The following is a 15,067-nucleotide window of genomic DNA, read 5'->3' on the forward strand; positions in this document are numbered from 1 at the left end:
GGGGCAACCAATGGTCGTATGATTCCGGGTTGAGCCAAGTCTTATATAAAAGCCAGGAACCCGATTCCTCGGAATCCCGAAAAAGGAGCAGCCCCTCATGTCCGACCTGATCAAGGTAGAAGTCACCGACGGCATCCAGATCATCACGATCAACCGTCCCGAGGCCAAGAACGCCATCAACCTGGAAACCGCGCAGGCCCTGGCCGCGGCGCTGGACCAGCTCGACGGCAGCGACGACATCCGCATCGGCATCCTGACCGGCGCCGGGGGCACGTTCTGTTCGGGCATGGACCTCAAGGCCTTCGCCGCCACCGGCCAGCGCCCCTACGTGGACGGCCGCGGTTTCGGCGGCCTGGCCGAACGCCCGCCCAAGAAGCCGCTGATCGCCGCGGTCGAAGGCTACGCGCTGGCCGGCGGCTGCGAGCTGACCCTGGCCTCGGACCTGATCGTGGCCGCCAACAACGCCAAGTTCGGCCTGCCTGAAGTCAAGCGCGGCCTGGTGGCCGGCGCCGGCGGCATGCTGCGCCTGCCGCGCCGCCTGCCGTACCATATCGCCATGGAGGTCATCCTGACCGGCGACATGTTCACGGCCGAGCGCGCCCACGCCTTCGGCCTGGTGAACCGCTTGACCGAGCCTGGCGGCGCCCTGGCCGGCGCGCTGGAACTGGCCCGCACCATCGTCGAGAACGGTCCCCTGTCGGTGCAGACCGCCAAGAGCATCGTGTCGCAGTCCGGCGACTGGACGCAGGAAGAAATGTTCGACCGCCAGCGTCCGCTGGCCGCCCACATCTTTACCTCGGCCGACGCCAAGGAAGGCGCCACGGCTTTCGCCGAGAAGCGCAAGCCGGTCTGGCAGGGGAAATGAGCCCCTCTTCTTTTCGTTATTTTCTTTAGCCCGTATATAGCCATGTCCGTCATCATCAAAGAAGAAGACTTCATCCAGTCGATCGCCGACGGGATCCAGTTCATCAGCTACTACCATCCGGTGGACTACATCCGCCATCTGGCCCGCGCCTACGAGCGCGAGGAAAGCCCGGCCGCGCGCGACGCGATGGCCCAGATCCTGACCAACTCGCGCATGTGCGCCGAAGGCAAGCGTCCGCTGTGCCAGGACACCGGCATCGTCAACGTGTTCCTGAAGGTAGGCATGGACGTGCGCTTCGACACCAAGCGCACCCTGCAGGAACTGTGCGACGAAGGCGTGCGCCGCGGCTACCTGAACCCGGACAATCCGCTGCGCGCCTCCGTGCTGGAAGACCCGCTCTTCACGCGCAAGAACACCCGCGACAACACGCCCTGTATCCTGCACGTCGAACTGGTCCCGGGCGACAAGGTTGACGTGCAGCTGGCCTCCAAGGGCGGCGGCTCCGAGAACAAGTCCAAGTTCGCCATGCTCAACCCCAGCGACTCGCTGGTGGACTGGGTGCTCAAGACGGTCCCGACCATGGGCGCCGGCTGGTGCCCGCCGGGCATGCTGGGCATCGGCGTCGGCGGCACCGCCGAAAAAGCCATGCTGATGGCCAAGCAGTCGCTGATGGAAGACATCGACATGTACGAGCTGCTGGCGCGCGGTCCGCAGAGCAAGCTGGAAGAGCTGCGCATCGAGCTGTACGAAAAGGTCAACGCGCTGGGCATCGGCGCCCAGGGCCTGGGCGGCCTGACCACGGTGCTGGACGTCAAGATCAACACCTTCCCCACGCACGCGGCCTCCAAGCCCGTCGCCATGATCCCGAACTGCGCCGCCACCCGCCACGCGCATTTCGAGCTGGACGGCTCCGGCCCGGCGCGCCTCGACCCGCCGGCCCTGTCGGAATGGCCGGAAGTGCACTGGGCGCCCGACTACAACAAGTCCAGGCAGGTGGACCTGAACAAGCTGACCAAGGAAGAAGTGGCCAGCTGGAAGCCGGGCCAGACCCTGCTGCTGTCGGGCAAGATGCTGACCGGCCGCGACGCCGCGCACAAGCGCATCCAGGACATGCTGGCCAAGGGCGAGCCGCTGCCGGTGGACTTCACCAACCGCGTCATCTACTACGTCGGCCCGGTCGATCCGGTGCGCGACGAAGTGGTCGGCCCGGCCGGCCCCACCACCGCCACCCGCATGGACAAGTTCACCGGCATGATGCTGGAGCAGACCGGCCTGATCGCCATGATCGGCAAGTCCGAGCGCGGCCCGGTCGCCATCGACGCCATCAAGAAGCACGGCTCGGCCTACCTGATGGCCGTGGGCGGCGCGGCCTACCTGGTGTCCAAGGCCATCCGCGGCGCCAAGGTGCTGGGCTTCGCCGACCTGGGCATGGAAGCCATCTACGAGTTCGACGTGAAGGACATGCCGGTGACGGTGGCGGTCGACGCCCAGGGCACCTCGGTCCACACGACGGGACCGAAGGAATGGCAGGCCCGGATCGGCAAGATCCCGGTCGCCGTGGCGTAATTACGGGGCCTTCAACCCGGCGCGGTATGCGGCGATGTCCCGCGGCGATTTGCCCAGGACGTCGCGCAGCACTTCCTCGGTGTGTTCGCCCAGCAGCGGCGGCGCATTGCGGTACCGCACCGGGGTTTCCGACAGGCGCAGCGGGCTGGCCGTCACGGCCGCCTGTCCGCCCGCGGGATGCGGCAGGTCGCGGCGCAGCTGCCGCGCCTCGGCCTGCGGATGCGCGAAAGCCTGCGCGATGTCGTTGATGGGGCCGCAGGGCACGCCCACGGCTTCCAGTTTCGCGATCCACTCGTCGCGCCGTCCCTGGCGCATGATCGCGGCCAGCATGCCGACCAGCAGCTCGCGGTTGGCGATGCGCAATCGGTTGGTGGCGAAACGCGGATCGTCGCCCAGCTCCGCCGCGCCGATGGCGGCGCAATACGCGCGGTACTGCGATTCATTGCCGGTGGCCACGATCAGATGGCCGTCGCTGGCGGCGAACACCTGGTAGGGCACCACGTTCTGGTGCGCGTTGCCGGCGCGCGAGGGCGCCACGCCGGAGTTGAAGTAATTGGAGTTCTGGTTGGCCAGCATCGCCACGTGGCTGTCGAACAGCGCGATGTCCAGGTGCTGGCCCAGGCCGCTGCGATGGCGCTCGTTGAGCGCGGCCAGTATCGCCACCGTGGCGTACATGCCGGTGATGATGTCGGTCACCGCCACGCCGGCCTTTTGCGGCCCGCCGCCGGGCAGGTCGTCGCGTTCTCCGGTGATGCTCATCAGGCCGCCCAGGCCCTGGATCATGAAGTCATAGCCGGGACGGCCGGCATACGGGCCGTCCTGGCCGAAGCCGGTGACCGAGCAATAGATCAGGCGCGGGTTGATTTCCCTGAGGCTGGCGTAGTCCAGGCCGTACTTGGCCAGCCCGCCCACCTTGAAATTCTCGACCAGGATGTCGCTGGCCGTCGCCAGCTCGCGGATCAGCGCCGCGCCCGCGGGCGTGGCCATGTCGGCCTCGATCGAGCGCTTGTTGCGGTTGGCGCTGAGGTAATAGGCGGATTCCTCGGTGTCGCGGCCCTCGCCATCCTTCAGGAACGGCGGGCCCCAGGCGCGGGTGTCGTCGCCCACGCGCGGACGCTCGACCTTGATGACGTCGGCGCCCAGGTCGGCCAGGTTCTGCGTGCACCAGGGGCCGGCCAGGATGCGCGAAAGGTCCAGCACGCGGATGCCGTCCAGGGCGGGAGCGCGCGTCATGGCCGCAGCTCCGCGGTGCCGTTGCTCAGCACCACCACGTCGCGCTCGCGGGCGCGGGCCAGGAAGCGGATCTGCCCGTCCGGCATGCGCCAGATGTTGCACTGCAGGGTCTCGCCGGGATAGACCGGCGCCGAGAAGCGCGTGTTCAGGCTGACCAGGCGCGAGGCGTCGTAGTCGCAGCAGCTCCTGACGATGGCGTGCGCCGCCATGCCGTAGGTGCACAGCCCGTGCAGGATGGGGCGCGGATAGCCGGCGCGGCGCGCCACTTCCGGATCGGCATGCAGCGGATTGCGGTCGGCGTTTAGGCGATACAGCAGCGCGGCGTTGGGCGCGATGCGCAGCTCGCAGCGCAGGTCCGGATCGCCGTCCGGGGCGGCCGGCAGCGGCGGCGGGCCGGCGTCGCCCTGGCCGAAGCCGCCGTCGCCGCGGCAGAAAGTGCTTTGCTGCAAGGTCGCCAGGCAGGCGCCGTCCTCGCCGTGCAGCGTGCGTTCGGTGACGATGAGCGCGCCCTTGTCCGCGCCCTTGTCGATCACGTGGGTGTTGCGGCTCCTGCCGACGACCACGCCGCTGGCCGGCAGCGGCGCGTGCAGCGTCAGGCGCTGCTCGCCGTGCACCACCTTGACCCAGTCGATGCCGGCGCGCGGGTCCTGCACCCAGAAGCCGGGATAGCCCAGCACCACGCTCATGGTGGGAAAGGCCTGCAGGCCCTGTTCGTAGACGTAGCGCAGCTGGCCGGCGTCCTCGGGGTCCTGCCCCAGGCCGATGCCCAGCGCATAAAGCATGGCGTCATTCTCGTCGTAGCGCTGGCGCACTTCGTCGAAGCGCCAGTTCTTCACGGTTGCATAGTCCAGGGGCATGGCGGCCTCAGATGGGGTCCCAGTCGATCACGTCGGGCGAACGCTCCAACGCATAGAAGTGCTTGCGCATCGCGGGCACGGCGATTTCGGCGATCAGTTCGGGCGTCCAGCCCTCGCCGTGGTGCACGCTGCGCAGCGGCCGCGGCTGGCTCATCAGCATGATCTCGTTGGCGCGCACCGCGAAGATCTGCGCCGTGACTTCGCGGGCCGCGTCGCTGGCCAGGTAGACCGCCAGCGGCGCGACCTTGCCGGCCTCCATTTTCTTGAGCTTCTCGACGCGCGCCTTCTCCGCGTCGGTTTCGGCGGGAATCGAGCTGGTCATGCGGCTCCAGGCGAACGGCGCGATGCAGTTCGAGCGCACGTTGTAGCGCGCCATGTCCAGCGCGATGGACTTCGACAGCGCGACGATGCCGAGCTTGGCCGCCGCGTAATTCGCCTGGCCGAAGTTGCCGATCAGGCCGGAGGTGGACGTCATGTGCACCAGCGCGCCGGACTCCTGTTCGCGGAAATAGGGGGCGGCGGCGCGGCTCATGTAGAACGAGCCGTTCAGGTGCACGTCCAGCACCTGGCGCCATTCCTCTTCGCTCATCTTGTGGAAGACGCGGTCGCGCAGGTTGCCGGCGTTGTTGACCACCGCGTCGATGCGTCCGTACGCGTCGATCGCGGTCTGCACGCAGCGGCTGGCGCTGTCGTAGGCGGCGACGCTGTCGGTGTTGGCCACCGCCTGGCCGCCGGCCGCCACGATCTCCCTGACCACCGCCTGCGCCGGGCCTTCCGTGCCGCCTTCGCCCGTCAGCGATACGCCGATGTCGTTGACGACCACCTTGGCGCCGGCCTGCGCCATGGCCAGCGCGATGCTGCGGCCGATGCCGCCGCCCGCGCCGGTAACGATCACCACCTTGCCGGAAACGATACCGCTCATTGAAGCTGACTCCTGTGCCATGTGAAAACAGTTCCGCATCATCCCTTCTGGTTTGCGGGCATGGCCCATGGTAGATTCGTGACGGCATTCGCAGAATTCAAAATTAGAAATGCCCCCCTTCTGCGTGGTGGAACATGAGACATGACCTGACCGACCTGCGTTTGTTTCTGAACGTAGGCGAGACCCTCAACCTGACCCGCGCGGCCGAGCGCACCTTCCTGTCCCTGCCCGCCGCCAGCGCCCGGGTCAAGAACATGGAAGAAGCCTTCAAGGCCCGGCTGCTGGTGCGCATGGCCACGGGCGTGGCGCTGACCCCGGCCGGCGAAGTGCTGCTCAAGCACGCCAACGCCATCTTCCGCCAGCTCGAATGCCTGAACGCCGACCTGCAGCCCTACGCAAGCGGCCTCAAAGGGCGTCTGCGCCTGCTGGCCAACACCACCGCCACCAATTCCTTCCTGGCCGACGCGCTCTCCACGTTCCTGGCCGAGAACCCGGACGTGGACGTGGAGCTGGAAGAGAAGATCTCGGGCGACATCGTCATCGCGATCCGCGCGGGCGCCGGCGACCTGGGCCTGGTGGCCGGCAATATCGACGTCGAAGGGCTGGACGTCACGCCGCTGTTCCGCGACGAGCTCACCGTGGTGACGGCGCTGGACCATCCGCTGGCCGCGCAGGCGTCGGCGCATTTCGTGGACCTGGTGGACAACTACCAGTTCGTCGGCATCCATCCCAACAGCGCCATCCAGAGCTTTCTCGAAGACATCGCCAGCGGCCTGGGCAAACGCCTGTGCCAGCGCGTGCACGTGGGCAGCTTCGAGGCGGTGTGCCGCATGGTCGAAGCCGGCGCCGGCATCGCCGTGGTGCCGCGCGCCTGCGTCGCGCGCTACAGCCGCGCGGACGCGCTGCACGTGCTCCGGCTGGAGGACCCCTGGGCGCTGCGCGACCGCCTGCTATGCCGCCAGCGCGGCCGCGACCTGCCCAGTTTCGCGGAGCGCTTCATCGAGCATCTGCAGCGGGCGGCGCAGGCGTAGGCGCGCCAACCCGCAGCAAGGCCTCCCGGTACTCCGCCGCCAGCTGATCCACCAGCGTCTCCACCGGCAGAATCTCCTGCGCCGCGCCGACTCCCTGGCCCGCGCTCCACACGTCCTTCCAGGCCTTGGGCCGTGAGCTCTTGTCCAGGTTCGGCTCGCGGTCCGTGCCTACCCCCGCCAGCGCGGCCGGGTCCAGACCCGTGGCCCGGATGCTGGCCGCCAGGTAGTTCGCCGGCACTCCGGAAAAATACGGCGTGTAGACCACGTCGGCGGCCTGCGCCTGCAGCACCATCTCGCGGTAGGCGTCGCCGGCCAGCGATTCCTGCGTGGCGATGAAGCGCGTTCCCATGTAGGCGAAATCGCAGCCCATCACCTGCGCGGCCAGGATGTCCTTGCCGTGGCTGATGCAGCCCGACAGCGCCAGCGGGCCGTCGTAGAAGGCGCGGATCTCGTTGACCAGCGCGATCGGGTTGACCTGGCCGGCATGGCCGCCGGCGCCGGCGGCCACCAGGATCAGGCCGTCCACGCCGGCGGCCAGCGCGCGCTTGGCATGGCGCACCGTGGTCACGTCGTGGAACACCAGCCCGCCGTGCGCGTGCATGGCGCGCACCACGGCCTCGGGCGGATGCAGCGACGTGATCACCAGCGGCACCCTGCGCTCGGCGCAGATCGCCAGATCGCCTTCCCAGCGCGCATTGCTGGGATGGACGATCAGGTTCACGCCGTACGGCGCCACCCTGGCCGACGGGTCCGCGCGGCGCCGCGCGGCCAGCCCGTCCTCGATGCGGCTGATCCAGGCGTGCAGCTGTTCCTGGGGCCGGGCGTTGAGCGACGGAAACGTGCCGACGATGCCGGCGGCGCATTGCGCGATCACCAGCTCGGGGCCGGAGACCAGGAACATCGGCGCGCCGATGACCGGCAAACGGGTTTGGGCGTGCAGCGAGGAGGGATTCGTCATCTAGTTTGCTTGAATGTTGGCGGTCTTGATCACGTCGGACCACAAGGCGTACTCGCGGTCGATGCGAGCCTGCAATGCCTTGGAATCGCCGTTGTTGATGGTGTAGCCGCCGTCGGTCATGGCCTGGCGGAACGCGGGATCGGCGGATACCTCGGCCAGCGCGCGCGTCAGCCGCCCGGATACGGCCTCGGGCAGTTTCCTGGGCCCGACCAGCGCGTACCAGCCGACCACTTCGTAGTCCTTCATGCCGGCCTCCATCATCGTGGGCACGTCCGGCAGCTCGGGGTTGCGCGTGCGCGAGGTGACCGCCAGCGCGCGCGCCTTGCCGCTCTTGATGAACGGAATGGCGGTGCTGGTGATGTCGAACATGAAGGTCACCTTGCCGCTGACCACGTCCATCATGGCGGGCGAATTGCCGCGATAGGGCACGTGCAGCATCGGCGCCTGAGCCTGCGATTTCAGCAGCTCGGCCGACAGGTGGTTGGAGGCGCCGATGCCGGCCGACCCGAACGAGACCGCGTCCGGATGCGCGCGCGCATAGCTCACCAGTTCGCCCACGTTTTTGGCCGGGATCTGCGGCCCGATCAGCAGCACGTTGGCGTAGTCCACCACCAGTCCGATCAGCGTGAAGTCCTTGCGCGGGTCGAACAGCGTGCTGCGCTGGACCAGCGGCGACATGGTGAGCGTGGGGCTGGCGGCGAAGCCCAGCATGTAGCCGTCCGGCGCCGCCTTGGCGGTCGCGTCCGAGGCGATCATGCCGCTGGCGCCGGCGCGGTTCTCCACCACCACGGGCTGGCCCAGCTTGTCGCCCAGGTACTTGGCGAACACGCGCGCCGTGGTGTCGACGGGGCCGCCGGGGGAATAGCCCACCAGCAGACGGATAGGGCGGTCGGGATAGGCGGACTGGGCCCAGGCCGCCTGGCCGGTGGCGATCGTCGCCGCGGCGGCGGCCGCGGCGAACAAGGTCTTGATGCGCATGCTCATGTCTCCTTGTGTGCGTGGCCGGTCGTGCCGCGTGGCGTAGCGCCCGCCTTACGCCAGCCTTTCTCTCAGCGGCTGCTTCAGGATCTTGCCGCTGACTGTGGTGGGAATCGTGTCGATCGGAATGATCTGCGCCGGCCGCTTGTACGGCGCCAGCTGGTTCTGCAGGTGCAGCGCCAGCAGCCGCAGGTCGAGCGTCGCGTCCGGCAGCGGTTCGACGAAGGCGATGACTTCCTCGTTGTGGTCGGCAGTGGCGCGGCCCACCACGGCGGACAGGCGCACGCCGGGAAAGGCGTTGATCACGGACTCGACTTCCAGCGGATAGACGTTGAAGCCGGAGCGGATGATCAGGTCCTTGGAGCGCCCGGAGATGAACAGCGCGCCGTCGGCGTCCACATAGCCGATGTCGCCGGTATGCAGCCAGCCGCCGGGCAGCAGCGCCTGGGCCGTCTGCGCCGGGTTGCGGTAGTAGCCCAGCATCACGCCGGGGCCGCGGATCAGGATGTCGCCGCGTTCGCCGGGCTGGGGCGCGCCGCTGTCGGGCGTGCCGATGCGCAGCTCCACGCCGTCGACGGCGTAGCCGGCGGAGCAGTCGGCGCGCGGCGCGTCGATCGGCGTGATGAACATGGAGCCGGCGTACTCGGTGATGCCGTAGCCGTGGTGCATGGGCACGCCGAAATAGCGTTCCACGTCGCGCTTCTGGGTCGGGTCCAGCGCCGCGCCGCCGGTGTACACGTAGCGCAGCGCGGGCGCGCGCAGCGCGGCCTTGGGCGGGGCTGCGGCCAGCATGCGGCTGAACATGGTGGGCACGCCCTGCAGGATGCTGATGCCCGGACTGGCGAGCGCGCGGAACGCGTCCTCGGGATCGAAGCGGCTGCGCAGCACCAGGCTGGCGCCGGCCTGCACGGTGGCCATCAGCACCGTGGCGATGCCGAAGATATGCGACATGGGCAGCGCCGCGTAGCCGATGTCCTGCGGACTCAGGCGGCGCGAGGCCGCCGACACCCGGGCGAAGTGCAGCAGGCCCCGGTGCGGCACCATGACGCCCTTGGGCGCGCCGGTGGTGCCGGACGTGTAGATCAGGGTGGCCACGGCCTCGGCCTGCTCGCCCGTCTCCGGCTCGGTGGGCGCGGCGGCCCGCCGCGCCCGGATGCCGGGGCCCCAGACTTCAGGATCGGCCTGATCGGCGCCGGCGGCGTCGGCATGGTCGCGCGCGGCCGGGGAAATGCCGCTGGTGTAGAGCGTCAGTTCCGGCTGCGCGTGCCGGCCGATGGCGTCGATCTCGCGCGCCGACAGCCGGGCGTTCACGCCCACCGGCCAGGCGCCGGCCAGGCTGCAGCCGAACAGGGCCGCGATCATGGCGCTGCAGTTCTCGCCCACGACCATGACGCGGTGGCCGGGCCGCACGCCCTCGCGCGCCAGCCAGGCGGCGACGTCCTGCACGCGCCGCCAGCATTGCGCGTAGCTCAGGATGCCTCCGCCTTCCTCGTACAGCAGGACGGCGTCGGGCTGGCGGCTCGCCTGCTGCGCCAGCAATTGGTGGATGCGGGTGTGGGGAGAAGTCTGCGGCATGGGACGTATCGTTTCGTTCAAAGCGTGGCCTGGGTGCCCAGAATGGCGGTGGACTGGCTCGACAGCGTGCCGCCGTTGCCATGCACCAGCGCCAGCTGCGCGCCGCCGACCTGGCGCGCGCCGCATTCGCCGCGCAGCTGCCGCACCGCCTCGATCATGATGAACACGCCGTACATGCCGGGATGCACGCAGCACAGCCCGCCGCCGTTGGTGTTCACCGGCAGCCGCCCGCCCGGGGCGATGGCGCCGTCGGCGATGAAGTCCTTGCTTTCCCCCTTGGCGCAGAAGCCCAGGTCTTCCAGGAACAGCAGGGTGTTGATGGTGAAGGCGTCGTAGAGCTCGACCACGTCGATGTCGGCCGGCGCAAGCCGCGCCATCTCGAAGGCGCGCCGGCCCGATTCGGCGGCGGCCGTGACCGTCAGGTCCTCCATGGACGAGATCTGGCGGTTCCAGACCGCCGTGGCGTTGCCCAGCACGTAGACCGGCGGGCGCGGCAGGTCGCGCGCGCGGTCGGCGCGCACCAGCACGTAGGCGCCGGCGCCGTCGGTCACCAGGCAGCAGTCGCGCACGCTCAAGGGATCGGACACCATGCGCGCGGCCAGGATCTGCTCCAGCGTGGCCGGCTCGCGCAGCTGCGCCTCCGGATTCAGCTGCGCCCATTGGTTGGCCGCCAGCGCCACCTGCGCCAGGTGCTCGCGGCGCGTGCCGTACTGGTGCATGTGGCGCGAGGCGGCCAGCGCATAGGAAGACAGCGGGCTGAGCGGGTCGTAGGGCGTCTCGTAGGGCTGCGGGTCGAACTGCTTGCGGACCCGGCCGATCTCGGCGCGGCTCAGCGTGGACGTGCGCTGGGTGCTGCCGTAGCAGACCAGCACCGCGTTGCACTGGCCCGAGGCCAGCGCGTGCAGCGCCGGCAGCAGGTGCGCGACGAAGCTGGAGCCGCCCAGCATGGTGCTGTCGATGAAGCTGGGCCGGATGCCCAGGTGCTCGATGACGGGCATGGCCCACATCGGCGCGGCCACGCTGGCGGTGCAGATGCCGTCGATGTCGCGCATCGAGAGCCCGGCGTCGGCCACCGCGCGCTGCGCGGCCTGCACCAGGATTTCCATTTCGGTGAAGCCGTTCGCCTGTCCCAGGCCGGCGTGGCCCACGCCGGCCACCGCCACGGCGCCGCGCAGATCGTCGAGTGTCATTGCGCCTCCCGATTGGCAGTGGATGCGGGCACGAACACCACCAGGCCGCGCCCGTCCTGCTGCGCCACCTGGGCGCGCACCGCCATGCCGATCCGCACGGCCTCGGGCGCCACGCCCTCCACCCGGCTCATCATCCGGACGCCTTCCTGCAGGTCCACCAGGGCCACGTTGTAGTCGCCGCCGGCTTCGGGCTTGCGCCGCACCACGGTGGTGGCGTAGACGGTGCCGCGCCCGTCGGGCGCGACCCAGTCCAGCGCGCCCGCGCCGCAATGCGGGCAGATCATGCGGGGATAGAACACGGCGCGCTCGCAGCCGGCGCAGCGCTGGATGAGGAAGCGGCCCTGGTCCAGCGCCTGGCGGTATTGCGCCTCGGCGCCCTGGGGCGCGGTTTCCGGGATATCGGCAACGGTCATGATGCGATGGGACTCTTCTGGTGTGGACAGGCCCATAGTGTCGGCACAGGCGCGGCGCAGGGCCATTCTTCATTGCTGAAGCTGGGCTTTTGCCGGCCCGTAGAGTCCGCCGCCCTACGTCCCGCCCGAAGCCGGGCTTCGGCACAGGCAGATTGCCGCCGTGGCCGGGCCGTGGCTAGATAGCGGCAAAGGAGGTAGACCATGAACCTGACCTGGACGCCGCAAGAGCGTCGATTCCGCGAGGAGGTGCGCGCCTTCGCCGAGGCCAAGCTGCCGGCGGACATCCGCGACAAGGTGCTGCGGCACCAACGGCTGGAACGCGACGATTACGTGCGCTGGCACAACATCCTGGCCGACCAGGGCTGGGGCGCGCCGAGCTGGCCCGTCGAGCACGGCGGCACCGGCTGGAACGCCTTGCAGCGCCTGATTTTCGAGGTGGAGTGCTTCAAGGCGGGGGCGCCGCGCCTGCTGCCGTTCGGGCTGTCGATGATCGGTCCGGTGCTGATGAAGTACGGCAGTCCCGCGCTGCAGGCCCGCTTCCTGCCGCGCATCCCACGGGTCGAGGACTGGTGGTGCCAGGGCTATTCGGAGCCGGGTTCGGGCTCCGACCTGGCCTCGCTGAAGACGCGCGCCGTGCGCGACGGCGACGATTACGTGGTCAACGGCCAGAAGACCTGGACCACGCTGGCGCAGTATGCGGACTGGATGTTCTGCCTGGTGCGCACCGATCCCGAGGCGCGCGCGCAGCGCGGCATTTCCATGCTGCTGCTGGACATGCGCGCCCCTGGCGTCACCGTGCGCCCGATCCGCACGCTGGACGGCGGCCACGACGTCAACGAAGTGTGGCTGGAGAACGTGCGCGTGCCCGCGGCCAACCTGGTGGGCGAGGAGAACCAGGGCTGGACCTACGCCAAATACCTGCTGGGCCATGAGCGCACCGGCATCGCCGGGCTGGGCCACTGCCACCGGGAACTGGGCGTGCTCAAGCGCATGGCGGAAAACGCCCGCTCCCATGGACGTCCGCTGCTGTCGGACAGCCGCATGCGCGACCGCATCTCGCGCATCGAGGTGGACATCATGGCGCTGGAGATGCTGCTGTTGCGGGTCGCCTCCAGCAACGACGGCTCGCCCGGCCCGGAGGCCTCGGTGCTGAAGATACGCGGCTCCGAAATCCAGCAGGACCTGGCCATGCTGCAGATGGAAGTGGCGGGGCCGGACGCCTGGCCCTACGACCCGGACTGGATGATCGCCGAATCGGAATATCACGGCCCCGGTCCCGAGATGGCCGCGGCGGCGGGCGCGGGCTATGCCGACATGCGCAAGACTTCCATCTACGGCGGCACCACCGAGGTGCAGAAAGGCATCATCGCCCGCCAGGTGCTGGGCCTCTAGAGGAACGCGACGCATGGACTTCATCTATACCGAAGAACAGCGCATGCTGGCCGACAGCCTGCGCCGCCTGGTGGACCAGGCATGGACCTTTCCCCAGCGCCGCGCCCGGCAGGCCGCCGGCGCGCTGGATCCGCAGGCCTGGGGCGCGCTGGCCGAGCTGGGCGTGCTGGGCCTGAACATTTCCCAGGATTTCGGCGGCTTCGGCGAAGTGCCGGCCAGCCTGCTGCCGGTGCACCTGGAGCTGGGGCGCGGGCTGGTGTCCGAACCCGTCATCCCCAGCGCCGTCATGGGCGCGGCGCTGATCGGGGCCTGCGGCGAGGCGGCGCAGGCGCGCTGGCTGCCGCCGATCGCGGCGGGCGAGGCCATCGTCAGCGTGGCCTACCAGGAGCCGGGCCGCCGCTACGACACCGATCCGCAGGACTGCCGCGCTGTCGAGGCCGCCGACGGCTGGCGGCTGGACGGCGCCAAGCACCTGGTCTGGCACGGCGCGGCCGCCTCGGCCTGGCTGGTGAGCGCGCGCGCCGCCGACGGAACGCCGCTGCTGCTGGCGGTGCCGGCCGATGCCGGCGGGGTGCGCGTCACGGACACGCCCACGCTGGACGGCGCGCGCTGCGCCCGGCTGGATATGGATGGCGTGCGGGTGCCGTCCGAGGCCCTGCTGGCGCGCGGCGAGGCGGCGCAGCAGGCCCTGGCGCTGGCGCTGCAATGGGGCACGGCGGCCTTGTGCGCCCATGCGGCGGGCGCCATGGAGCGGCTGCTGGAGATCACGGTCGATTACCTGAAGACCCGCAAGCAGTTCGGCCAGCCGCTGGCCTCGTTCCAGGCCCTGCAGCACCGCCTGGCCGAGATGCTGGTGGCCAAGGAACTGGCCCTGTCCATGGCCTACGTGGCGGTGGCGGCCCTGACCGAGCCCGACGCCGCGCAGCGCCGGCGCATGATCGCCTCGGCCAAGCTGGAGGCCGCGCGCGCCGGCCGCCAGGTGGCGCAGATGGCGGTGCAGCTGCACGGCGGCATGGGCATGACGGACGAGCTGGAGGTGGGCGACTACTTCAAGCGCCTGACGATGGTGGACCAGCTGCTGGGCGACACCGCCGAACAGCTGGCCGTGCTGGAGGCGCTGGCCTGATGCGCCGCCGGCGCGGCCTTCAGGCCGCGCGCGGCGCCTGGATCTGCTCGATCAGTTCGCGCGCGCAGCCGGGCAGGGCGTCGATGTCGCGCACCAGCAGCTTGCGCTCGCGCACGACCCAGGGCTCGTCCAGCTCCAGCACGCGCAGCTTCATGTCCGCGCCGTAACGGCGCGCGGCGGAATCGGGGATGACGCCGATGCCCACGCCCGCCTGCACCATCCGGCAGATCGAATCGAAGCTGTAGAGCTGGATGCGCTGCGGCAGGCGCTGCCCGACCCGTTCGAGCTGGTCGCGCAGGAACGCCACCAGCGTGGAGCCTTCGTGCATGGTCACGAACGGGTAGCGCACGGCGTCGACCAGCTTGATTCTTTCCTGATCCTGCAGGGGATGGCCGTTGGGCACCACCACCACCAGCCGGTCGGTGCTGAAGTGGATGGTCTGCAGCTCGGGCGCGTCGACCGGCCCGGCCACGATGCCCAGGTCGGTGGTGCCGTCGAGCACGCCGCGCACGATGTCGCGCGTCAGCCGTTCCTGCAGGTCCACCGTGACCCCGGGATGGACCGACAGGAATTGCGCCAGGATGTCCGGCATGAACTCGGTGACCGCCGTGGTGTTGGCGAAGATGCGGATGTGGCCCGCGTCGCCGTCGGCCTGTTCCTGGAAGTCGTGCTTCAGGTGGTCGACCTGGCGCATGATGACCCGGGCGTGCTGCAGCAGCTTCTGGCCGGCGGGCGTGATCTCCACGCCGCGGCTGTCGCGGTATAGCAGCCGCGTGTTCAGCTGGTTTTCAAGCGCCTTGATCCGCACGCTGACCGCCGCCAGGGACAGGTGCGCCCGCTTGGCGGCCTGAGTCAGGCTGGGGGATTCGGCGATGTGGATGAACAGGCGGAGGTCGGCGAGGTCGAAGTGCATGGGCCATATATTACGGCGGGCGGGGCCGATTCAGGCGCCGCAAACCCC

The 15,067-nt window shown here is 69.6% G+C and carries 14 protein-coding genes; 5 read left to right on the forward strand and 9 right to left on the reverse strand.

Annotation, left to right across the window (positions count from 1 at the left end; genetic code table 11):
• The first annotated feature begins 97 nt into the window (after window positions 1–97).
• Together C1I89_RS27100 and C1I89_RS27105 are read left to right on the forward strand one after the other, a co-directional pair.
• The gene (locus C1I89_RS27100; RefSeq protein ID WP_102775481.1) at window positions 98–865 is read left to right on the forward strand and encodes a crotonase/enoyl-CoA hydratase family protein; all 768 of its coding nucleotides are present in this window, start codon (window positions 98–100) and stop codon (window positions 863–865) included.
• Between the two features lie 42 nt (window positions 866–907).
• Window positions 908–2,431 (forward strand): fumarate hydratase, encoded by a 1,524-nt coding sequence (locus tag C1I89_RS27105; RefSeq protein ID WP_102775482.1) that lies wholly within the window; start codon window positions 908–910, stop codon window positions 2,429–2,431.
• On the opposite strand, the gene C1I89_RS27110 is transcribed toward C1I89_RS27105, so the two are convergent.
• From C1I89_RS27110 to C1I89_RS27120, 3 genes are read right to left on the reverse strand one after another with little or no spacing between them, the layout of a single operon-like run.
• On the reverse strand, window positions 2,432–3,664 hold the full coding sequence (locus C1I89_RS27110; protein ID WP_102775483.1) for a CaiB/BaiF CoA transferase family protein: 1,233 nt from the start codon (window positions 3,662–3,664) through the stop codon (window positions 2,432–2,434). It lies immediately after the preceding gene.
• Window positions 3,661–4,521, reverse strand: a complete 861-nt coding sequence (locus C1I89_RS27115) for a MaoC/PaaZ C-terminal domain-containing protein (protein WP_102775484.1) — start codon at window positions 4,519–4,521, stop codon at window positions 3,661–3,663. The genes C1I89_RS27110 and C1I89_RS27115 overlap by 4 nt, the downstream gene beginning before the upstream one ends.
• 7 nt (window positions 4,522–4,528) lie before the next feature.
• Window positions 4,529–5,443, reverse strand: a complete 915-nt coding sequence (locus C1I89_RS27120) for an SDR family NAD(P)-dependent oxidoreductase (protein ID WP_102775485.1) — start codon at window positions 5,441–5,443, stop codon at window positions 4,529–4,531.
• 134 nt (window positions 5,444–5,577) lie between these two features.
• On the opposite strand from C1I89_RS27120, the gene C1I89_RS27125 reads away from it, so the two are divergent.
• Entirely contained in the window at window positions 5,578–6,474 is an 897-nt protein-coding gene (locus C1I89_RS27125) for a LysR substrate-binding domain-containing protein (protein ID WP_102775486.1), read from the forward strand.
• Here the strand turns inward: C1I89_RS27125 and C1I89_RS27130 are convergent.
• Genes C1I89_RS27130 through C1I89_RS27150 form a run of 5 tightly spaced genes read right to left on the reverse strand, consistent with a single transcriptional unit; the run spans window position 6,440 to window position 11,588 of the window.
• Entirely contained in the window at window positions 6,440–7,432 is a 993-nt protein-coding gene (locus tag C1I89_RS27130; protein WP_102775487.1) for an NAD(P)H-dependent flavin oxidoreductase, read from the reverse strand. The two genes, C1I89_RS27125 and C1I89_RS27130, sit on opposite strands and share 35 nt — an antisense overlap.
• Window positions 7,433–8,410, reverse strand: a complete 978-nt coding sequence (locus tag C1I89_RS27135) for a Bug family tripartite tricarboxylate transporter substrate binding protein (RefSeq protein WP_102775488.1) — start codon at window positions 8,408–8,410, stop codon at window positions 7,433–7,435.
• Between the two features lie 54 nt (window positions 8,411–8,464).
• A complete protein-coding gene (locus C1I89_RS27140; protein WP_102775489.1) occupies window positions 8,465–9,985 on the reverse strand; it encodes a class I adenylate-forming enzyme family protein in 1,521 nt (506 codons plus the stop codon).
• A gap of 17 nt (window positions 9,986–10,002) precedes the next feature.
• Window positions 10,003–11,175, reverse strand: a complete 1,173-nt coding sequence (locus C1I89_RS27145; protein WP_102775490.1) for a thiolase — start codon at window positions 11,173–11,175, stop codon at window positions 10,003–10,005.
• Entirely contained in the window at window positions 11,172–11,588 is a 417-nt protein-coding gene (locus tag C1I89_RS27150; protein ID WP_102775647.1) for a Zn-ribbon domain-containing OB-fold protein, read from the reverse strand. The genes C1I89_RS27145 and C1I89_RS27150 overlap by 4 nt, the downstream gene beginning before the upstream one ends.
• 201 nt (window positions 11,589–11,789) lie before the next feature.
• Between C1I89_RS27150 and C1I89_RS27155 the strand changes: the two genes are divergently transcribed.
• Window positions 11,790–12,980: an acyl-CoA dehydrogenase family protein gene (locus C1I89_RS27155; RefSeq protein WP_102775491.1), complete on the forward strand. Its 1,191-nt coding sequence runs from the start codon at window positions 11,790–11,792 to the stop codon at window positions 12,978–12,980.
• 13 nt (window positions 12,981–12,993) lie between these two features.
• A complete protein-coding gene (locus C1I89_RS27160) occupies window positions 12,994–14,106 on the forward strand; it encodes an acyl-CoA dehydrogenase family protein (RefSeq protein ID WP_102775492.1) in 1,113 nt (370 codons plus the stop codon).
• 19 nt (window positions 14,107–14,125) lie between these two features.
• Here the strand turns inward: C1I89_RS27160 and C1I89_RS27165 are convergent, their stop codons facing one another.
• Window positions 14,126–15,019, reverse strand: a complete 894-nt coding sequence (locus tag C1I89_RS27165; RefSeq protein WP_102775493.1) for a LysR family transcriptional regulator — start codon at window positions 15,017–15,019, stop codon at window positions 14,126–14,128.
• Window positions 15,020–15,067: the final 48 nt, after the last annotated feature.

The organism is Achromobacter pulmonis, from assembly GCF_002885955.2.
Lineage (GTDB): Bacteria > Pseudomonadota > Gammaproteobacteria > Burkholderiales > Burkholderiaceae_B > Achromobacter > Achromobacter pulmonis_A.